Origin of the sequence: Fervidicella metallireducens AeB (assembly GCF_000601455.1) — a bacterium.
GTDB classification, from domain to species: domain Bacteria; phylum Bacillota; class Clostridia; order Clostridiales; family Caloramatoraceae; genus Fervidicella; species Fervidicella metallireducens.
Genome location: NZ_AZQP01000031.1, coordinates 1 through 19,747 on the forward strand (window position 1 = coordinate 1; position 19,747 = coordinate 19,747).

A 19,747-nucleotide genomic window follows, 5' to 3' on the forward strand; every position below is an offset into this window, starting at 1 on the left:
CCCCTATTTTTAGTGTTTATGCTAATGCTTTTGCAAATCAAAATGAAACAGTTAATGCACTTTATATAAAACACACTATGACTGAATATTCAGCTTTTGATATAGAAAATTACCGTGAACTATCGAAGACAATGTTTGAACCTATCATATATAAGGAATATAGGATAGGAATGACTATTTGTTACGATTGTAATCATTCATTATTTAGTAGGATGTATGGATTAAAAGGTGTTGATGTTATTATTAATAGTACTGGTGGAAATGTTGTTTATGACAAGTGGTATAAATATAATAAAGTCAGAGCAATAGAAAATGGATGCTATAATTTTGTTACAATGGGTGGTGATGAGACAGTTAAAAATCCACATTCGTATGTCTATGGTTTTAATCCACAAGGTAAAGAATTAGAACCATTAAATATTATGAATAAGACACAGGAATTAAATTCACCTGGTGGTATATACATTTATGATATATCGTTAGATGATGGTTGTGCTTCTCAAGATAATAGCTATAATCAAATAAAAACTACTAATAAAAATTATCATATTGAAATTCCTATTGGTGGTATTGATAAGATACTTAACAAAGCAAAAATAGTGGATGATAAAATATATGTTTGTAAAATTAATGATAAAAATGTTGTTTTTTGCTTAGTTGAAGGAAATAATATTTTAAAACCAGAAAAAGTTCTTTCTTTACTATATAGTGATAAATTAAAGAAAATTAGAAATAAGAGATATGTAATATTAAACAGACACAAATATATTGATGAGGAGTTTTTTAGAAACAAATTATCTGTAGTATTAAAAGTTCGCTCTATGGAAAACTTCTGTGCAGTTATATTAGAATCAGATAATATTAATGAGTGTTATCAATGTGGGCAAAATCGTACAGCACAAGTTGTAAAATCAGAGAATGGAATATTTCGCATAGATTTAGATAGAACAACTGGACCTGAGGCTATATGGAAAAATAAAGAAGGGATGAAAGCATGTTGGCGTGATAACTTTGAATGGTTAATCAATGAAATTAAGGCTTTTTGTGAATAGTTAGAGTGAGTATTAGATTAGAATATATACTTTCGAAATTTGAACAACACATTGATACGATATATAAAAGCCTTGAGAAATCAGGGCTTTTTTGCTGCTACAGATAAATATGTTTCCACAGAAAGCACACGTGGAGTGCGTTGCGTTGATAGAGAAGAAATAGCTTGAAATCAAAGGCTTGGGGCAATTTGCCCCTTTTTTTCATGTGTGTTTTATGTTTCCGTAGACTAAGGTTTTGAGGGGATTTGAACCCCCGGGGGTGCACTTTTTGGCAAATATAAATTGAGAGATAGAAATATGAGGGGGAGTTGGTGAAGGTATGAGAGTATGCAAGATTTATGAAATTGCATGAACAAAATACACTTTATATCAACAAGAATGGAAGGCTATGTGCTTTTTTGTTGTATTAATGCATAAATTTAATTTCATTCATGTGTTGCTAAACAAAATAATTGACAGTATAAAATAAAACGTTTATACTTAGAGAAGATTTTCACTTATTATGGGGTGGGAAAGATGAAAATTTCAGAACAAATTAAGGTACTGTGCGTTAGAAGTAATATCAGTGTAGCAGAATTAGCAAGGAGGTTAGGAAAATCTCCTCAAAATCTTAATTCAAAACTAAAAAGAGAAAGTTTTACAATAGCAGAATTAGAACAAATAGCAGAAGCTGTTGAAGCAAAATTTGAGAGAAACTTTATACTAACAAATGGTGAAAAAGTATAGACAAGAGAGGGATTTTAAATGAAATTTGAATTAGGAGAACTGTTTTGTGGTCCTGGAGGGCTGGCTTATGGAGCAAAAACAGCAGAAATAGAAAATAAGGAATATAGAATAATTCATAAATGGGCAAATGACTATGACAGAGATACTTGTGATACTTACATACACAATATATGTCCGGATAATCCTGAATCGGTTATATGTCAGGATGTAAGGAAGTTGAACATAGATTCTTTGCAACCCATAGATGCCCTTGCATTTGGTTTTCCATGCAATGACTTTTCGGTTGTAGGCGAACAAAAAGGATTTAATGGAGAATATGGACCATTGTACACTTATGGGGTAAAAGTATTGAAAAAGTTCAAACCAATGTGGTTTCTTGCTGAAAATGTAGGCGGTTTAAAGTCGGCAAATGATGGTGGAGCGTTTAAAAAGATACTTAATGATTTAGGAGAGGCTGGATATAGATTATATCCTCATTTATATAAGTTTGAAGAATATGGTATACCGCAGGCACGTCATAGAATAATTATTATAGGTATTAGAAAAGATTTACCGTATGAATTTAAAGTTCCTTCTCCGGTTCCGTATAAAGACTTAGATAATACCTGTAGAACAGCATTAGAAGTACCACCAATTCCGAAAGATGCACCGAATAATGAATTGACAAGACAATCAGCAATAGTAACAGAGAGATTAAAATATATAAGACCTGGAGAAAATGCTTTCACGGCAGATTTACCTGAGCATCTTCGATTGAATGTTAAAGGGGCAAAGATAAGTCAAATATATAAAAGATTAGATCCTAATAGACCAGCCTATACAGTAACAGGTTCAGGCGGCGGTGGAACTCATATATATCATTATGCTGAGCCAAGAGCATTAACTAATAGGGAAAGAGCAAGACTGCAGACATTTCCAGATGATTATTTATTTAAGGGTTCAAAGGAAAGTGTAAGAAGGCAGATAGGGATGCAGTCCCAGCTAAAGGAGCAAAGATAATATTTGAAGCTGTATTAAGAACATTTGCAGGTATTGAATATGAAAATGTTCCATGTAATGTTAATGAATAGGGGGTAGCAGGTTTGTTAAATTACTGGTGGGTAACAAGACCAAAGCGAAAATTAAATTCTGTTCCTGAAGTATTATCAGCATTTGCTGAATTATCATTAGATCAAGAATGGCAGGGACAGAGAGAGTCTCATTTATCTTTTGAAGATGCCTTAGAGCAGGCAGGTTTAAAGCGTAAAGGGGAACGCAGAGATCAGACAGGCGGAGGAGCACGAACATATAAGGCATGGCTTACAAGCTTAGGGTTGATATTCACACAGGAATCAACAGGAAAGATAAAGTTAACATTAGCAGGTGAAGCCATAATGGCAGGTGACTCTCCTGTTGAAGTTTTGAAAAACCAAATTTTAAAATATCAGTTTCCATCTTCTTTTTCATTGAGCAGAGGAGTTCAAGTCGCCCCAAGATTTAAAATCAGACCATTTAGATTTTTATTGAGACTATTAAATGATCCAGAGATAGAATATTTGACAGAAGAGGAAATTGCAAAAATTATAGTTACGAAGGCAGAAAATGAAACAGATAAATGTTATAGATATATTGTAGGTAAAATTTTAGAATTCAGACAAAGCGGCGATATGATTCATGAAGAAGATTTTTTTGATAAATATAAATCTTCAAAAGGTGATATCAATCTTGAACATCCATATAGGCATTTAATGGATTTAGCAAATACTATTGTAAACTGGTTAGAATATACACAGCTTGTAAAAAGAGATAATGGTGAAGTACGTATTCTTGAAGATAAACGATTAGAAGTTCAGCAGATTTTATCTGTTTCACCGCCTTTTATTGATCGACCTGAACAACATGAATATTTTCAAAGAAAATACGGCCTTGACCCTAAGCACAAGAAAGATACTAGAAATCTTACAGAAACTAAGACTATTACAGCTAAAATTATTGCTGAACAGAAGATTAAAAAAGCATATATTGTTGAATCTTTAAAACAGCCGATAACCAAAATAACGACAGATCTTATAGATAAAATTTCTGAGCAGACAGGTTTTGAGGACAAGCTGGTAGAAGAAACCCTTTTGAAACTGTATCCAAGAGGGTCTGTTGGTGCATTTATGACAGAGTACTTTGAAATGGCTTTTAAAGGGAGAGATGAGGCTTCAGACTTTGAAAAAGCAACTGTGCAATTATTTCAAAATGTTTTTGGTTTTGAAGCAAAACATGTAGGACCTATAGGCCTTACGCCTGATGTTTTAATTTTATCTGATAAAGATGGATATCAGGCTATTATAGATAATAAGGCATACAGTAAATATACAATTAGCAATGACCATCATAATAGAATGGTTCACAATTATATAGGAAATTTAAATCGTTATAGTAATTCTAGTGATCCGCTTGCCTTTTTTTCATATATTGCAGGTGGCTTTGGAAAGAACATTAATTCTCAAATTATAGATATTGTTAATGCTACTGGTGTTTCTGGTTCAGCAATGAGTGTATCTAATATGATTAAACTTGTTGAATCATACGAGTCCAAGCATTATACACATAAAAACATTAGAGATATATTTTCTGTTAATAGGCAGATATTGTTATCTGATTTATAACCGAATTATAAGAATATGAACAAAAGCAAAAATCCACTTTGACAGATAATTTATCAAAGTGGATTTTAAATTAAATTATTTCAAGAAGAATATCTGTTGGGGATGTCCAAGTAACTCTTACTAAATTGTTAGTTGTTGCATTTTGACTCGCATACCATGCCCCAATCATCTTAAGATTACCATGTACAGAAAATTGTTTAGCATATATATCTCCAGCAGTTGAAGAACCTTGGGCCAGAAGCGTTACGTTATTTAAAAAACCATCAACAGATGAAGCACGAAATAAATTATATCCCAGGCCTGTAGCAGAATAATTCGAGTTAAATATATTAAATGCTTTAGCATATGGTTTGGGTAAAGGAATATATCCTTCTCCGTAGATAATATCTCTCGTATTTGTATACCGATAATCTCCCCAACCAAGATGAGAAGGCTTTAATTGTATTGTATAACTGTTTCCAGCAATGGCCACTAGCATCAACCCCTTTATTACTCATATAATACATTATATTAAAAAAATGGTATTAGTACAAGCAGAATAGATTTAAATGTAAGCATAGTGTACAAAAAATGGTAAATTAAAATTAGCATTAATTAAACAAGTCAGTTTTTATCTAATAAATTTGAGGTGAAAATAGTGGATAATTTAACTCCAGAACAAAGAAGAAAAAATATGAGAGCAATAAAAAATAAAGACAGTAAGAGTGAATGTATTCTAAGAAAAGCACTGTGGAGCAGAGGTTATCGTTATAGAAAAAATTATAGGAAATTAATTGGAAAGCCTGATGTTGTATTTGTGGTTAAAAAAGTTGCTGTATTTTGTGATGGAGAGTTTTGGCATGGATACAATTATAAGGAGAATACAGATGTTGCAGGTACAAATAAAGAATACTGGAATAAAAAGATAAAAAGAAATATGGAAAGAGATTTAGAAGTAACAAGGAAGCTTGAAGAAGAAGGATGGATTGTACTGAGGTTCTGGTCTAAGCAGATTATCAAAGATTTGGATGGCTGCGTAAATAAAATAATAGAGGTACTGAATACTAAAAGTTAGAATTTTGTTGGAGTCTACCTTTGTTTAATAAAATGTAAAGCTATCTTTGAAAATGTATCACAGTTTGGCAAGGTTCAAGGAATATTTCTTAATATTAAAGAAGCAATTGAAAGGTATTGTTATGGCACTAGCAAAAATATTAGAGAAGAATTGAAAAAGTTATGTACGAAAAGTAAGATATCTCAATAAAATTGTCTTATTTTTCGGTTTTTGTATGTTTATTTCTTGACAAGGAATAATATGCCATATTATAATAGTGTTAGCAATGAAGCATACATGCATTTATGAGAGGGATGGTAGATTGATTCAATTAGATTTTAAAACTAAAAATAATGGTACACCTATTCTTAAAAGAGTAGAGATAGATGATTTAGCAGAAAGAGTTTTACAGGATTATAACTCAAAGGTCCTTCAAGAGCCTTGCAGTTTAGATGTAGAGCATTTTTCAGAATGTTATGCTGGATTGGAAATGGATTATCAAGATTTGACACATAATCAATCCATATTAGGAATGACAGTATTTAATGATTGTTATATTCCTGTATATGATGCAGATAATAATAAAGCGAAAAGAATACCAGTAAATGAAGGGACTATATTAATAGACAATAGTCTTCTGAATGAAGATCAATTAAGAAGAGGCCGCTTTACTCATGCACACGAGATAGCACATTGGCTTTTACACAGACATATTTACACAATTAATAAAATGCAGATGACATTATTTGATAGTGCTATCCCAAATGAGCCAGTGATAAAATGCCGTACAATCGATATTGAAAGTGCAGGGAAAAGGCAGCTTGTAACTGATGATGATTGGATTGAATGGCAGGCGGATTATATGGCTTCAGCATTATTAATGCCTAAGAAAATCTTTACCAGATATGTAACAGCTAAATTTAAGTCAGCAGGTATGGTGGGAATGTGTTATGAAATGGGAACTGATTTTGAAAAAGATTTATGGGCAGATGTCTTAAGTCGTGAAATTGCAGATATATTTGACGTATCTTTAACAGCTGCAAGGATAAGACTTAAAAATTTGAATTTCATTAAGGAAAAACAGGAATATAAGCAGTTTTCTATTATTTAAGTGTTCAAAACTCAATTTTAAATAAATAATGCTGACAGTGAAAGGAGGTGTATATTATGAGTAGTAAGTTTGGGGATTTTATTGCAGAAAAAAGAAAACAAAAGGAAATAAGTTTAAGAAAGATGGCAGAGCTGTTAGATATCTCTCCAGCTTATTGGAGTGATATTGAAAAAGGGAGAAGAAATCCACCTAATATCAATAAGATTGAGGAAATAGCAAAAATATTAGGACTAACACCAGAAGAAACAGATTATATGATTGATATAGCATCTGAAGATAGGGATGAAATCCCTATGGACTTACCTGATTATATAAAAGAAAGTGGTTTGGCTAGAACTGCCCTTAGAAAAGCACGTAAAATCGAAAGTGAGGGGAAAAGTGATATTACAGAAAAGGCTTGGCTTGAATTTATTAAAGCCTTAGATGAGAAAGAGTAGAGAGGGGGATACTCATGAATGATTATTTTAAAGGTATGATAGAAGAACAGTTTTACCAACAAATTTTTGATGCTTTACAAGATGAAATAATGAATAACTATTCTGAGTATGACTTAACATTAAGAGCTAGAGATGTAATAGAAGTTTTAGAAGCTACATTGGATAATATAGAAATATTAAGGGTCAATAACATCAAGCAAGATGATGAAGAAGTAAGTTTTGATATACTTGTTAATTGCGATATAGAAATAGGGGATTATTTTGCTAAAGAAAATATTTCAGAGTCAATACGCCAATGGTTTAAATTAAGCTGCAGTGCAGTATTGGATAATGCTTCATTAAGTGATTTTGTTATAAATGACATAGAAGCCTACAATAAATAAAGGGGGATGGGGTTATAATGAATTTGAATAATGATTTAGTTCCCATCATCAGAAAAGGGGATATAGATAAAGAAGCAACTAAATTTTGCAAAAATACTATCCACAAGGTTTGAAAGAACCAATGGCAATACCAGTAGAAGATATTGCAGAGCTTAAAATGGGACTTGAAATAGACTATGTAAATATTGATAGAAACTGCGATATTTTAGGTATGATGATTTTTTCTGATGGATGTGTTGAACTTTATGATAAGGATACTCAGAAAAATATTGTAAGACAATATAAAAAAGGAACTCTTCTAGTTGAAAGCGATCTTTCTGAAATAGCAAATAGAGGCAGAGAAAGGTTTACTGTTACCCATGAAATGGTTCATTGGGACAAGCATCAATTAAGATTTATGACCCTGTCATATAAAGATAAAGCTATGGCAAAAGCCTGTAGATGTCCTAAACAAAAAGCATACAAGCCTAAAACAGCAGATGAGTGGATAGAGTGGCAGGCTGATAACATAGCAGCAGCAATCCTAATGCCAGCAGAAATGTTTAGAATAAAGGCAGAAGAGTTAAGAGGAAGATATAAAGCAGGAAAAAGAATAAACGATTTTTTGTGGAGAGGATTAAGTCCGGAAATTATTAGAGAATTAATAATTGATGAATTAGCATCTGTGTTTCAAGTATCAAAACAGGCTGCTGGAATAAGATTAAATACTTTGGGAATTTCAATATAAAGATGACAGCAGGAGCTATAGCTCGTGTTGTTATTTTGAAACAATATGTTCACATGTAAGCGTGCATAAAACAAATGTATCAATTTTACTCTTGCATTATGTTAATGACTAAATGCATACAAGTTATAAAAGTAAGACAAAATTTTTTTAAGCTAAATGTTCGCTTAAAAGCTGACATGACACGATTAGAGAAAAAGATGGAGGTGCCTATGGTATTAGAAGAAGTGAGAGACAAAGGAAAACATAAAAAGCTATTATTTAAAATTCTTATTGAAGAAGATGCTTTCTTAATATCAATAAAATGCAGAGAGCATAAGGAACCTGTTTTAATTGATATTAGTTCAGTTATAAGTCCATATGTAGATAAGACGACAATGGTACGAATTAAAGAAGTCTGTAAGTCTATTTATAAGAAGAAAAGAGAAGAAGCATCTTAAATAATATAAAAATCAAATAAAATCCAATCCCTTGTGAGCTGCTTAGATAGCCGGATTGAAATGTAAATGTGCATTTAAGGATTGTTCCTTAGCACATAACATTTCTCCGGCTATTTTTTATTGCTACAGGAACTAAAATTTTTTAAATAAGCAAAAAGTCTGCATATTTAACTTTTATTCTTAAATCACAGAGCAAAGGAAAGGGGGTGAGAAAGCGATGGGACCAAATGAAAGACGCATAGAAATCATAGAAAGATTATGTCATAGAAGGCAAGACACAATGGCTAACTTAGCAAATGAGTTTGGGGTTAGTATTAGAACCATTAAAAATGATATTGATATCCTATCGCTTTCTTACCCGATAGAAACTATTCGAGGACGACATGGTGGAGGTATCAAGATTGCAGATGGCTATAAGTTAAATCAAAAATATTTAAAGCCAGAACAAGTGGAATTATTAAAAAGATTAAGTATCCTGCTGTCAGGTGATGACCTTGCCATAATGAATAGCATTATTAAAGACTTTGCTCTAAAAGCATAAAAGTGAAGGAGGTGGAATTTATGACTGATATAAATTTAGTTCTTGCAGAAGAACTAGAAAGACTTGCAGCAGAATATCGAGCAAAAGCAAAGAACCATACAATAAATGATCAAATAAGCATTCAAGATATAAGCATGGTGCTAACAGAGAAAATGAAAAAAGGTAAGATAACAGAAATTAAAGCACTATTAAGAAAATATGGTGCAGAGAAGTTGATAGAAGTTAAACTTGAAGATTATGCTGATATTTTTGAAGATGCTAAAAAAATATAAGGGAGGAAAAAGGTATGAATGAATTAATTAAAGTAAATTACAGCACAGAAGAACCAACAGTATCAGCAAGAGAACTTCATAAGTTTTTGGAAATAGCAACAGAGTTCAGGCATTGGTTTCCAAGGATGTGTGAATACGGGTTTAAAGAAGGAATAGATTATACCCCGGTCATTTTTGACCACCCTCAAAACCATCAGCCAACAAGAGACTATTGTTTAACAATACCTATGGCAAAAGAAATATGTATGATTCAAAGGACTGAAAAAGGGAAAATGGCAAGGCAGTATTTTCTTTCTATTGAAAAGGCATGGAATACACCTGAAATGGTAATGTCAAGAGCTTTGAAAATGGCGGAGAATCAGATTCAATCTCTAAAATTAGTAAATTCAAGGTTAAACGTTGAAAATGAAATTATGAGACCAAAGGCAGAGTATTTTGATGAACTGGTAGACAGGAATCTGCTTACTAATTTTAGGGATACAGCAAAAGAATTAAAGATAAAGGAAAAGGACTTTATAGGATTTTTAATTGATAAAAAATATATCTATCGAGATAAAAAAGGCAAAATCAAACCTTATGCAGATAAAAATAACGGTTTATTTGAAATTAAAGAAGCAAAGAATGAAAAAACCGGTTGGGCAGGCACTCAGACCTTGATTACACCAAAAGGGCGCGAAACTTTCAGACTGTTAATCAAAGGAGCAGTAATATAAATAAAATTTTAATAATTTGGTTTCCAAACCATAGTCCCTATTGGCTAACTATTGAGGAGATATTTAAATGGCAGCCAGAAAAAATTTAAGTAAAATATTAAAAAAATCTGGTTACCAAAATATCATCCTCATTGGTTAATAAGTGAAGGGGAAAAGGAGGTGAAATATATGCAGATTAATAAACACAAAGAACTTCAGGAAGAGATGATAGGTGTTTTAACTGCAATGAGTATTGTTTCAAAGAGACTTGCAAATCGTTTATTAGAAATGGAGAAAGGCGGCGATAAAGATGAGAAGGAATCAGCTTTTAAGGGAAATAGCAAATGATTTAAGAAATGTTGCAGATACAATTCATAAGCTTTTAGAAGATTTAGATTGTGAACCAAAGGATTCAAAAGAAACAGAAATAAAAGTATCTGCAGTTAAAGAAATTACATTAGAGGAAGTCAGGGCAAAGCTTGCAGCACTATCACAAGATGGTAGACAGACTCAGGTGAAAGCACTCATAACAGAGTTTGGAGCTAAGAAATTAAGTGATATTCCGTCAAGTAAGTACCAAGAGCTTCTTGAGAAAGCAGAGGTGTTGTAATGGCAAGTCACGCATTACTTTCTGCATCATCAGCCATAGGTGGATGATTTGTACCAAAGCACCAAGACTTGAGGAATCTGTAGAAGAAGAGCAATCTATTTATGCAGCTGAAGGCAGTTTAGCTCACAGCCTTGCTGAAATTAAGACAGCTGTGGAGATAGGGAAAATATCAAAACAAAAATACTTAAAGAAATTACAGCAGATAAGGTCAGACCCTTTATATACAGAAGAGATGGACAAGGCAACAGAAATATATAAAGAATTCTGCATTGAAAGATTTAATGAAGCAAAGGCAGCAACAAAGGATGCTGTAATTATGTTAGAACAGCGGCTTGATTACAGTCCTTGGGTACCAGACGGCTTTGGAACTTCAGATACCACAATTATCAGTGATAAAGTATTAGAAATAATTGACTACAAGCATGGAAAAGGAGTTGCGGTAAGTGCTTATGAGAATACACAGATGAAGCTGTATGCATTAGGTGCTGTTAATCAGTTTGGATTTTTATATGACCTTGAAACAATCCGCATGACTATCTGCCAGCCAAGGCTTGACAGTATTTCTACCTTTGAAATGTCTGTAGAAGATTTACTTAAATGGGGTAATGAGGTAGTTAAGCCTAAGGCAGAACTTGCATTTAAAGGTGAGGGAGATTTTATTGCAGGGGAGCACTGCAGGTTTTGTAAAGTGAAAGCATTCTGCAGGGCAAGAGCTGAGGAGAATATGAAACTTGCCTGCATGGATTTTCAAAAACCTTCACTTCTTACAGAGGAAGAGGTTGTAGAAGTATTGACTTCTATAGATAGCTTAATAAACTGGGCAAAAGATGTACAGGAATATGCTTTAAAACAAGCTGTTGAAGAAAATAAAAAATGGTCTGGAATGAAGCTTGTAGAGGGGAAAGGCACCCGTAAGTTTACTAATGAAGAGGCTGTAATTAAAGCATTATTAGATGCAGGTTATGACAGTGATGTGGTTTATAAAAAATCAGTTAATACAATCACAAATCTTGAAAAGGCATTGGGAAAGAAAACATTTAATGAGCTTTTAGGCCCGTATATAACAAAATCTCAGGCAGATTAAAATTAGTGCCTGAAGATGATGACAGGCAGGCTGTTAAAGTTTCACCAGAAGAAGATTTTAATTAATGAGGAGGAAAAAGATATGGTAAAAATTACAATTGGAACAAAGGAAAACCCAGTAAGATTCAGCTATGCGAATGTGCATCAGCCAGTAAGTGTAAACGGCAGTGATTTAAAGTATTCTGTCAGCATTATCATACCAAAGTCAGATAAGAAATCAGTAAAGAAAATAAAAGATGCAATTCAAAAAGCTATTGAAGAAAATAAGGACAAGTTTGGAGGAAAAATTCCTGCAAATCTTAAGACACCCCTTCGTGACGGCGATGTGGACAGAGAAGATGATGAAGCTTATGCAGACAGCTACTTTATTAATGCCAACAGCAAAATAAAACCGGGAATTGTAGATGGAGATTTGAATCCTATTATAGACCAAAGTGAATTTTACAGCGGCTGCTATGGCAGAGTGAGTTTAACTTTTTATGGATTTAACGTAAATGGAAATAAAGGAATTGCAGCAGGGCTTCAAAACATTATGAAGACAGCAGACGGTGAACCCCTTGGAGGAAGAAGCAGTGCAGAGGATGACTTTGCAGATGATGAAGATGTTTTAGGATAAATAGAGGAGAGATTAACTTTCTCTCCTTCTTTATACAAAGAAGAATTAAAAGCAGGTGATAAGAGAAAATGAGAACTTTGAGTATAGATTTAGAAACATTCAGCAGTAAAGACTTAACTAAATGCGGAGTTTATGCCTACTGCGACTCTGATGATTTTGAAATATTACTTTTTGCATATGCCTTTGATGATGAAGAGGTAAAGATTATTGACATAGCCCAAGGAGAAGAAATACCTAAAGATATTATTGAAGCTTTAACAGACCTCAATGTTATAAAGACAGCTTACAATGCAAATTTTGAAAGAACCTGTTTATCAAAATATCTAAAAATACCTATGTCACCTAATCAGTGGAGATGCTCGCAGGTTCATGCTTTATCTTTAGGTCTTCCGGGAAGTTTAGAGGGAGCAGCACAATGCTTAAGACTGTCACTGCAGAAAATGAAGGAAGGTAAAGCACTTATAAAATATTTTTCCATGCCATGCAAACCTTCAAAAGCCAACGGCTTAAGAAACAGAAATATGCCTGAGCATGATATGGAAAAATGGCAGATATTTAAAAGTTACTGCAGGCAGGACGTTGAGGTTGAAAGGCTGATAAGAAAGAAACTTGAAGCATTTCCTATCATAGAGTTTGAGCAGAAACTATGGGAACTGGATCAAAAGATAAATGATGATGGAGTGTTAATTGATATGCTGCTTGTTAAAAATTCAATAAAAGCAGATAAGGATTTTCAAGAAAAAATGTTTAAGGAAGCGGCAAATTTATCTGGACTTGATAATCCAAATAGTCCTGCTCAGATAAAGAAATGGCTGCAGGATAAAGGAATAGAAGTAAACAATCTTTCTAAAAAGAAAGTTGAAGAGCTTGTATCAGAATCTTCTGATTTAGAAGTAGAACGCATGTTAGAGCTAAGGCAGGCTATGTCAAAAACATCAGTTAAAAAATATGAGGCTATGGAGCGTTCAATATGCAGGGATGGAAAGATTAGAGGTCTTTTGCAGTTTTATGGGGCAAATAGAACCGGGAGGTGGGCAGGCAGGCTTGTTCAGATTCATAATCTTCCAAGGAATAAAATGAGTGATTTACATCTGGCAAGAGAACTTTTAAAATCAGGAAATTTTGAAGCACTGGAAATGCTCTTTGACAGCATACCGGATGTTTTATCCCAGCTTATAAGAACAGCATTTATTCCATCAGATAACAGCAGATTTATAGTTGCAGATTTCAGTGCCATTGAGGCAAGAGTAATAGCTTGGCTTGCAGGCGAGAAGTGGAGAATGGAGGTATTCAATTCTCATGGAAAAATCTATGAAGCATCTGCAGCTCAGATGTTTAAAGTACCAATTGAAACTATTGATAAAGGCAGTCCATTAAGGCAGAAAGGAAAGATTGCAGAACTTGCTCTTGGATATGGAGGATCTATTGGAGCTTTAATTCAAATGGGTGCATTAGATATGGGGCTTACAGAAAGTGAACTATCTGAACTTGTAACAGCCTGGAGAAATTCGAATCCTAATATTGTTAAGCTTTGGAGGGATGTAGAAGAAGCTGCTGTAAAGGCTGTAAAAGAAAAAGCATTAGTAAAAATACAGCATGGTGTTAAGTTCCATTATACAAAAGGTATTTTATTTATTACCCTTCCTTCAGGACGAGCTCTTTCTTATGTAAGACCTAAGATAGGTGTAGATGAGCGTTTTGGAAAAGAACAGCTTACCTATGAAGGAAACGAGCAGGGAAAGCAGTGGGGAAGAATTCCAACATATGGGGGCAAGCTTGTGGAAAATATTATTCAGGCAATAGCAAGAGACTGCTTGGCTGAAGCTATGTTAAGGCTTGATAAAGCAGGATATAAAATAAAATTTCATGTGCATGATGAGGTTATTCTTGAGGCTGAAAACGGCACAGGCTCAAAGGAAGAAGTTGAAAAAATTATGGCTGAGCCTGTCAGCTGGGCTGAAGGTCTGCCGCTGAAGGCTGACAGTTTTGAGACCTTTTATTATAAAAAAGATTAGAAAGGAGCAGAAATCTATGAACTGGGAAGATGATTTTTATGAATCTATTAATAAAGCAGTAAAATGTCCTGCTTGTGGAAGTGAAGCTATGATTAATATGCATATAGAGCATGGAGAAATAGTTGATTATTTTTATGAATGTGAATGCGGAAAAATTATAGAACAGGAGGAAATAGAAAATGAATAATTTACAGGTATTCAGAAATACAGAGTTTGGTGAGTTGAAGATATTGATTAAGGACAATAAAGAATATTTCCCAGCGACGGAATGTGCAAGGACACTTGGATATAAAAACCCACAGGAAGCAATAAGAATGCACTGTAAAGGGGTGCGTGAATTCCTCACCCCTACTGAAGGAGGAGAACAGAAGGTTAGATATATTCCAGAAGGAGATCTTTTCAGGCTTATAGTTAAATCAAAATTACCTGCGGCAGAAAAATTTGAACGTTGGGTATTTGATGAGGTACTGCCTGCCATAAGAAAGCATGGTGTTTATGCAACAGATAAAGTTATAGACGATATTATTGCAAATCCTGAGCTTGGCATTAAATTATTTACAGAGCTTAAACTTGAGAAAGAAAAAAGAAAACAGCTTGAGCTTGAAAATGCGAAGAACAAACAAATTATCGGAGAATTAAAACCTAAAGCAACTTACTATGATTTAATACTGCAGAACCAATCGTTAGTTCCTATAAGTAAGATAGCTAAAGACTATGGTATGTCAGGAAAAGCAATGAATAAACTGCTTCATGATTTAGGGGTGCAGTATAAAATGGGAGATACATGGCTTTTATATCAAAAATATGCACACATGGGATACACTCAATCAAAAACTCATGCACTTGATTCAGAAAAAAGCGTAATGCATACCTATTGGACTCAAAAAGGAAGATTATTTCTCTATGATCTTTTAAAGAATAAATGCAGCTTGCTTCCAATAATTGAAAGAACGGTGTCAGCCTAAGGAGATAGAATTTGTGATAATTGGAGGCGAAAGATGGCAATGGAGATGAAGAATAAAGCTGAAAGCAATGGTATTTCATTAAAACATGACGGCATGCTAACTATAGCCGTGGGCAGGAATCGAAAGGAACTTAATTGGAAAAACAAAGAAATGCTGTGGTCTGAGATGGTGGCTAAATTAAGCAGGACTATCAGAACCCATGAAACCTATGAGGAGTATAAGAAACTTTCAAAGTCAAAGCAGGATGAAATAAAAGATGTAGGCGGTTTTGTCGGCGGTACTTTAAAGGGTGGCAGAAGAAAACATGACAGCGTTGTATGGAGACAGCTTGTAACCCTTGATGCAGATTTTGTAAAAGGAGATTTATGGTCATCTGTTGAGACTATTTTCGGGTATGGGTGTGTTATGTATTCCACTCATAAACATCACCCCGATAAACCAAGATTGAGACTTGTAATACCTTTATTAAGACCTGTAACTGCTGATGAATATGTTCCTATTGCAAGAAGGATTGCAGCAGACCTTGGCATAGACTTCTTTGATGATTCTACTTATGAAGTTCACAGGCTTATGTACTGGCCATCAACATCATCGGATGGAGAGTTTGTTTTTAAGCTGGCAGATGAACCTTGGATTGATCCGGATACTGTGCTTTCAAGGTACAGTAACTGGAAGGATTCATCATTTTGGCCGGAAAGTATAAGGACTAAAAAGGAACGAAAAAAGCTTGCAGACAAGCAGGGAAACCCAAGAGAAAAAGAGGGTGTAGTAGGAGCGTTCTGCAGGACTTATTCAGTTACAGAGGCAATTGAAAAATTTTTAAGTGATGTTTATACACCTTGTGAAGATGCAAATCGTTATACCTATGCAGCAGGTTCTACAGCAGGCGGTCTTGTAATTTATGAAAATGGAGATTTTGCATATTCCCATCATTCTACAGACCCAATAAGCGGAAAGCTTTGTAACGCCTTTGATTTAGTCAGAATTCATAAATTCGGCGAATTAGATGATGAAGCTAAAGAAGGAGTGCCTGTGAATAAACTTCCATCATATAAAGCAATGGTGGATTTTGCTGTAAAAGATAAAGATGTAAGAAAACAGATTGTATCAGAAAAGTTAGACAGTGCAAAAGATGATTTTAAAGACGAAGACTGGCAGAAAAATTTAGAAATAACCAAAAACGGAGAAATAAAAAACAGCTTAAAAAATTTAATTACAATTCTTGAAAATGACCCTAATCTTAAGGGAATTGTTTTTAATCAGTTAAGTGATGGGATGGAAATTAAAGGTGAAGTACCGTGGCAGCATCCGAGCAAATGGTGGCGTGATGCAGATGATGCCCAGCTTATCAGTTATATAGATTTAACTTATGGAAATTTTTCAGCACGTAATTATGATATCGCTGTTACTAAAGTTACAGATGATAGGTCTTACCATCCTATAAGAGAGTTTCTTAAAGGTTTACCTAAATGGGATGGGAAGGAAAGAGCAGATACTCTTCTTATTGATTATTTAGGTGCTGATGATAATGATTATGTAAGGACAGTAACAAGAAAAGCTTTTTTAGGTGCTGCTGCAAGAGTATTTAAGCCTGGAATTAAATTTGACTGGATGCTTGTATTAAGCGGACCGCAGGGAATAGGCAAAAGCACATTGATACAAAAACTGGCAGGAGAATGGTTCAGTGATTCTTTAAAGCTTTCGGATACAAAGGATAAAACAGCAGCTGAAAAACTTCAAGGCTACTGGATATTAGAAATAGGAGAACTTGCAGGAATGAAAAAGGCAGAAGAAAATGAGCTGAAAAATTTCTTATCCAGTCAGAATGATATTTACAGGGCTGCCTTTGGAAGAAGAGCTACGCCTCATCCAAGACAATGCATTTTTATAGGCACAACAAACGAAAAAGGCTATTTAAGAGATACAACAGGTAATAGAAGGTTTTGGCCTGTAAAGGTTTATGGTTCAGAAAAGAAACCATGGCAGATTACTGAAGAAGAAGTAAAGCAGATTTGGGCGGAAATTCTTGTAAGATATGAAGCTGGAGAAGAACTAAAACTTCCAGATGAACTTGAAGAATATGCAAATCGCATGCAGAATGATGCATTGGAAACAGATGAACGTCAGGGAATCGTTGAAGATTACTTGGAAATGCTCCTCCTGACAATTGGGAAGAAATGGACTTATATGAAAGGCGGGAGTATATAAGTGAATACCATAATAAAAACAGTCTTATTCCTAAAGGTACAAACCGTCGCACTCAGGTTTCAGTAATTGAAATCTGGTGTGAAGCTTTCGGCAAAAATAAAGCAGACCTTGAAAGAGTTAAATCTTATGAAATAACTAAAATACTAAGAAGAACAGGTGGCTGGGAGCCGGCTGAAAAAATAGCTGCTGGAGGCATATACGGAAACAGGAGAGTTTGGGTGAAAAAATAACAAGAAACTTTTAGTTATGGTTTGGTTAGTTTTTAGTTATTTATATTGAGGTTAGTAATTTGAAGGTTTATAACACTTACAATAACTAAATAACAAAAAATATTATATATAGTTGTTGTAAATATAGATATAGGCATATATATGCCTGCACGCCTATACGCGCGTATATATATAGGGATTTTTAGGTCTGGTTAGTTTTAACCCTTCAAAAGCTTGAAAATACAAGGTTTTTAACAATAACAAAAGAACTAACTGAGAGTAAAGAATGAAACTCAAAAAGGAATAGAAGGATTTAATTTCTAAAGACAGGGTTGATAAAGATTATGAAGGAAAGAAAAATTGAAGATAGATTAAAACGGGAAGTAGAAAAAAAGGGAGGTTTATGCTTAAAGCTTATCTCTACAAGTATGGCGGGTGTGCCTGATAGACTGGTGCTTTTGCCTTCAGGAAAAGCAGTATTTGTAGAATTAAAGGCACCTGGAAAAAAATTAAGACCGCTTCAGTGTAAGAGAAAAAAGCAGTTTGAAAGTTTAGGCTTTAAAGTTTATGTTATTGATTCATTTGAAGGAGTAGAAAAATTTATACAGGAGGTGGAAGTTTGAAATATACACCTTATTCATATCAGCAGTATGCTGCCAGTTGGATTATAGATAAAAAATACTCAGCACTATTTTTAGACTGCGGGCTTGGAAAAACAGTAATTACTTTAACAGCGATATCAGTGCTTTTGTATGATTACTTTGAAATCACTAAAGTATTAGTTATTGCACCTTTACGTGTAGCACACAGTACATGGGATGAAGAAGCATCTAAATGGGATCATCTTAAAAATATAAAAATATCAAAGGTATTAGGAACAGAGAAAGAAAGGATTGCTGCACTGAATACAAAAGCTGATGTTTATATTATAAATCGTGAAAATGTTAGATGGCTTGTAAACTTTTATAAAGCAGACTGGCCCTTTGATATGGTAGTAATAGATGAATTATCAAGTTTTAAGTCATCAAAATCAGAGAGATTTAAGGCATTAAGAAAAATAAGACCTTTAACAAAAAGAATAGTAGGTCTTACAGGCACCCCTGCTCCTAATGGACTTATAGATTTATGGTCTCAGATTTATCTTTTAGATGGAGGAGAGAGACTTGGCAAAACAGTAACCGGCTTCAGGGAAAAATACTTTCTTCCAGATAAGAGAAATCGGCATATAGTATTTACCTACAAGCCGAAGGAAGGAGCAAAAGAAGCTATTTATGAAAAATTATCTGATATATGCGTTAGCATGAAGGCTGAGGATTACTTAGAATTACCCCAAAGGATAGACAATATTATTTCAGTTGAACTTAATTCAGAAGTAAAAAAGCAATATGAAGTTTTGGAAAAAGAATTAATATTATCTCTTGATGATTCGGATATATCAGCAGGTTCTGCTGCGGTACTTGCAAACAAGTTAATACAAATGGCAAACGGTGCTGTCTATGATGAAAATGGAGAAGTTAAATATATTCATGATGAAAAACTGAAAGCTTTAGATGAGCTGATTGAAGCAGCCAGCTGCAGACCGGTACTTATATTTTACGGATATCAGCATGATAAAGATAGAATTATGAATTGCCTTAGTAAATTAAATCCAAGGATTCTTCAGTCAGATAAAGATATAAAAGATTGGAACAGAGGAGAAGTTCAGATTCTTTTGGCACATCCGGCATCCTGCGGCCACGGCTTAAATCTTCAGGCAGGAGGAAATATCATTATCTGGTTTGGATTAACCTGGAGTCTTGAACTATATCAGCAGGCCAATGCAAGATTACATAGACAGGGTCAGAAGGAAACTGTAATTATTCATCACATTATTGCAAAAGGCACTATAGATGAAAAAGTAATGAAAGCATTGGCAGATAAAAATACAAGCCAGACTGCTCTTATTGAAGCAGTTAAGGCACAAATGAGCAAATATAAAATTGGGGGATGAAGCT

Annotated in this window: 25 protein-coding genes; 24 read left to right on the forward strand and 1 reads right to left on the reverse strand. The window is 34.0% G+C overall.

Annotation, left to right across the window (positions count from 1 at the left end; all coding sequences use genetic code 11):
* The 4 genes from Q428_RS09550 to Q428_RS09565 form a co-directional block, all read left to right on the forward strand.
* On the forward strand, positions 1-1,052 hold a 1,052-nt coding region (locus Q428_RS09550), incomplete at its 5' end, for a nitrilase-related carbon-nitrogen hydrolase (protein WP_035380408.1).
* Between the two features lie 516 nt (positions 1,053-1,568).
* A complete protein-coding gene (locus Q428_RS09555; RefSeq protein WP_011838251.1) occupies positions 1,569-1,778 on the forward strand; it encodes a DUF6471 domain-containing protein in 210 nt (69 codons plus the stop codon).
* Between the two features lie 18 nt (positions 1,779-1,796).
* Positions 1,797-2,777, forward strand: coding sequence for a DNA cytosine methyltransferase (locus tag Q428_RS09560; RefSeq protein WP_341349026.1), 981 nt, complete (start codon positions 1,797-1,799; stop codon positions 2,775-2,777).
* An 83-nt stretch (positions 2,778-2,860) separates the two neighbouring features.
* Positions 2,861-4,414: a PDDEXK family nuclease gene (locus Q428_RS09565; protein WP_011838249.1), complete on the forward strand. Its 1,554-nt coding sequence runs from the start codon at positions 2,861-2,863 to the stop codon at positions 4,412-4,414.
* Positions 4,415-4,484: 70 nt separating this feature from the next.
* Here the strand turns inward: Q428_RS09565 and Q428_RS09570 are convergent, their stop codons facing one another.
* Positions 4,485-4,886 carry a hypothetical protein gene (locus Q428_RS09570; protein WP_035380412.1) on the reverse strand — a complete coding sequence of 134 codons (402 nt, stop codon included), beginning with the start codon at positions 4,884-4,886 and terminating at the stop codon, positions 4,485-4,487.
* Positions 4,887-5,051: 165 nt separating this feature from the next.
* Between Q428_RS09570 and Q428_RS09575 the strand changes: the two genes are divergently transcribed.
* From Q428_RS09575 to Q428_RS09660, 20 genes are all read left to right on the forward strand, one after another.
* Complete coding sequence (locus Q428_RS09575) at positions 5,052-5,468, forward strand: very short patch repair endonuclease (protein WP_011838248.1); 417 nt, start codon at positions 5,052-5,054, stop codon at positions 5,466-5,468.
* 265 nt (positions 5,469-5,733) lie between these two features.
* Entirely contained in the window at positions 5,734-6,558 is an 825-nt protein-coding gene (locus Q428_RS09580; protein ID WP_242847820.1) for an ImmA/IrrE family metallo-endopeptidase, read from the forward strand.
* A gap of 56 nt (positions 6,559-6,614) precedes the next feature.
* Positions 6,615-6,995 carry a helix-turn-helix domain-containing protein gene (locus Q428_RS09585; protein ID WP_035380415.1) on the forward strand — a complete coding sequence of 127 codons (381 nt, stop codon included), beginning with the start codon at positions 6,615-6,617 and terminating at the stop codon, positions 6,993-6,995.
* Positions 6,996-7,009: 14 nt separating this feature from the next.
* Complete coding sequence (locus tag Q428_RS09590) at positions 7,010-7,378, forward strand: hypothetical protein (protein WP_035380416.1); 369 nt, start codon at positions 7,010-7,012, stop codon at positions 7,376-7,378.
* A gap of 85 nt (positions 7,379-7,463) precedes the next feature.
* On the forward strand, positions 7,464-8,105 hold the full coding sequence (locus Q428_RS09595) for an ImmA/IrrE family metallo-endopeptidase (protein ID WP_201769274.1): 642 nt from the start codon (positions 7,464-7,466) through the stop codon (positions 8,103-8,105).
* A 209-nt stretch (positions 8,106-8,314) separates the two neighbouring features.
* Positions 8,315-8,542 carry a hypothetical protein gene (locus Q428_RS09600; RefSeq protein ID WP_035380418.1) on the forward strand — a complete coding sequence of 76 codons (228 nt, stop codon included), beginning with the start codon at positions 8,315-8,317 and terminating at the stop codon, positions 8,540-8,542.
* Between the two features lie 217 nt (positions 8,543-8,759).
* Positions 8,760-9,083, forward strand: a complete 324-nt coding sequence (locus Q428_RS09605; protein WP_035380422.1) for an HTH domain-containing protein — start codon at positions 8,760-8,762, stop codon at positions 9,081-9,083.
* Between the two features lie 20 nt (positions 9,084-9,103).
* Complete coding sequence (locus tag Q428_RS09610) at positions 9,104-9,355, forward strand: hypothetical protein (RefSeq protein ID WP_035380424.1); 252 nt, start codon at positions 9,104-9,106, stop codon at positions 9,353-9,355.
* 14 nt (positions 9,356-9,369) lie between these two features.
* A complete protein-coding gene (locus Q428_RS16560) occupies positions 9,370-10,068 on the forward strand; it encodes an antA/AntB antirepressor family protein (protein ID WP_035380425.1) in 699 nt (232 codons plus the stop codon).
* 168 nt (positions 10,069-10,236) lie between these two features.
* Positions 10,237-10,395: a hypothetical protein gene (locus Q428_RS15640; RefSeq protein WP_169734719.1), complete on the forward strand. Its 159-nt coding sequence runs from the start codon at positions 10,237-10,239 to the stop codon at positions 10,393-10,395.
* Entirely contained in the window at positions 10,358-10,657 is a 300-nt protein-coding gene (locus Q428_RS09620) for a hypothetical protein (RefSeq protein WP_035380427.1), read from the forward strand. The genes Q428_RS15640 and Q428_RS09620 overlap by 38 nt, the downstream gene beginning before the upstream one ends.
* Before the next feature lie 43 nt (positions 10,658-10,700).
* Entirely contained in the window at positions 10,701-11,741 is a 1,041-nt protein-coding gene (locus tag Q428_RS09625; protein ID WP_242847818.1) for a DUF2800 domain-containing protein, read from the forward strand.
* Positions 11,742-11,822: 81 nt separating this feature from the next.
* The gene (locus tag Q428_RS09630; protein WP_051515097.1) at positions 11,823-12,356 is read left to right on the forward strand and encodes a DUF2815 family protein; all 534 of its coding nucleotides are present in this window, start codon (positions 11,823-11,825) and stop codon (positions 12,354-12,356) included.
* 68 nt (positions 12,357-12,424) lie between these two features.
* Entirely contained in the window at positions 12,425-14,371 is a 1,947-nt protein-coding gene (locus tag Q428_RS09635; protein WP_035380428.1) for a DNA polymerase, read from the forward strand.
* A 16-nt stretch (positions 14,372-14,387) separates the two neighbouring features.
* Complete coding sequence (locus Q428_RS15450; RefSeq protein WP_161633617.1) at positions 14,388-14,558, forward strand: hypothetical protein; 171 nt, start codon at positions 14,388-14,390, stop codon at positions 14,556-14,558.
* Positions 14,551-15,336, forward strand: a complete 786-nt coding sequence (locus Q428_RS09645) for a phage antirepressor (protein ID WP_035380431.1) — start codon at positions 14,551-14,553, stop codon at positions 15,334-15,336. Before Q428_RS15450 ends, Q428_RS09645 begins: the two co-directional genes overlap by 8 nt.
* 33 nt (positions 15,337-15,369) lie before the next feature.
* Entirely contained in the window at positions 15,370-17,544 is a 2,175-nt protein-coding gene (locus Q428_RS09650) for a virulence-associated E family protein (protein WP_341349027.1), read from the forward strand.
* Positions 17,514-17,774 (forward strand): hypothetical protein, encoded by a 261-nt coding sequence (locus tag Q428_RS16565; protein WP_341349028.1) that lies wholly within the window; start codon positions 17,514-17,516, stop codon positions 17,772-17,774. The genes Q428_RS09650 and Q428_RS16565 overlap by 31 nt, the downstream gene beginning before the upstream one ends.
* A gap of 323 nt (positions 17,775-18,097) precedes the next feature.
* On the forward strand, positions 18,098-18,376 hold the full coding sequence (locus Q428_RS09655) for a VRR-NUC domain-containing protein (RefSeq protein ID WP_035380433.1): 279 nt from the start codon (positions 18,098-18,100) through the stop codon (positions 18,374-18,376).
* A complete protein-coding gene (locus Q428_RS09660; protein WP_035380435.1) occupies positions 18,373-19,743 on the forward strand; it encodes a DEAD/DEAH box helicase in 1,371 nt (456 codons plus the stop codon). Before Q428_RS09655 ends, Q428_RS09660 begins: the two co-directional genes overlap by 4 nt.
* Positions 19,744-19,747 lie beyond the last annotated feature (4 nt).

Excerpts from the sequence above, each read along its gene's own strand:
- Q428_RS09555 (WP_011838251.1), top strand. The coding sequence starts at position 1,569 with ATGAAAATTTCAGAACAAATTAAGGTACTGTGCGTTAGAAGTAATATC.
- Q428_RS09630 (WP_051515097.1), top strand. The coding sequence starts at position 11,823 with ATGGTAAAAATTACAATTGGAACAAAGGAAAACCCAGTAAGATTCAGC.
- Q428_RS09655 (WP_035380433.1), top strand. The coding sequence starts at position 18,098 with ATGAAGGAAAGAAAAATTGAAGATAGATTAAAACGGGAAGTAGAAAAA.
- Q428_RS09605 (WP_035380422.1), top strand. The coding sequence starts at position 8,760 with ATGGGACCAAATGAAAGACGCATAGAAATCATAGAAAGATTATGTCAT.
- Q428_RS15450 (WP_161633617.1), top strand. The coding sequence starts at position 14,388 with ATGAACTGGGAAGATGATTTTTATGAATCTATTAATAAAGCAGTAAAA.
- Q428_RS09620 (WP_035380427.1), top strand. The coding sequence starts at position 10,358 with ATGAGAAGGAATCAGCTTTTAAGGGAAATAGCAAATGATTTAAGAAAT.
- Q428_RS09560 (WP_341349026.1), top strand. The coding sequence starts at position 1,797 with ATGAAATTTGAATTAGGAGAACTGTTTTGTGGTCCTGGAGGGCTGGCT.
- Q428_RS09590 (WP_035380416.1), top strand. The coding sequence starts at position 7,010 with ATGAATGATTATTTTAAAGGTATGATAGAAGAACAGTTTTACCAACAA.
- Q428_RS09635 (WP_035380428.1), top strand. The coding sequence starts at position 12,425 with ATGAGAACTTTGAGTATAGATTTAGAAACATTCAGCAGTAAAGACTTA.
- Q428_RS15640 (WP_169734719.1), top strand. The coding sequence starts at position 10,237 with ATGCAGATTAATAAACACAAAGAACTTCAGGAAGAGATGATAGGTGTT.
- Q428_RS09645 (WP_035380431.1), top strand. The coding sequence starts at position 14,551 with ATGAATAATTTACAGGTATTCAGAAATACAGAGTTTGGTGAGTTGAAG.
- Q428_RS16560 (WP_035380425.1), top strand. The coding sequence starts at position 9,370 with ATGAATGAATTAATTAAAGTAAATTACAGCACAGAAGAACCAACAGTA.
- Q428_RS09600 (WP_035380418.1), top strand. The coding sequence starts at position 8,315 with ATGGTATTAGAAGAAGTGAGAGACAAAGGAAAACATAAAAAGCTATTA.
- Q428_RS09580 (WP_242847820.1), top strand. The coding sequence starts at position 5,734 with ATGAAGCATACATGCATTTATGAGAGGGATGGTAGATTGATTCAATTA.
- Q428_RS09625 (WP_242847818.1), top strand. The coding sequence starts at position 10,701 with ATGATTTGTACCAAAGCACCAAGACTTGAGGAATCTGTAGAAGAAGAG.
- Q428_RS09585 (WP_035380415.1), top strand. The coding sequence starts at position 6,615 with ATGAGTAGTAAGTTTGGGGATTTTATTGCAGAAAAAAGAAAACAAAAG.
- Q428_RS09650 (WP_341349027.1), top strand. The coding sequence starts at position 15,370 with ATGGCAATGGAGATGAAGAATAAAGCTGAAAGCAATGGTATTTCATTA.
- Q428_RS16565 (WP_341349028.1), top strand. The coding sequence starts at position 17,514 with ATGGACTTATATGAAAGGCGGGAGTATATAAGTGAATACCATAATAAA.
- Q428_RS09610 (WP_035380424.1), top strand. The coding sequence starts at position 9,104 with ATGACTGATATAAATTTAGTTCTTGCAGAAGAACTAGAAAGACTTGCA.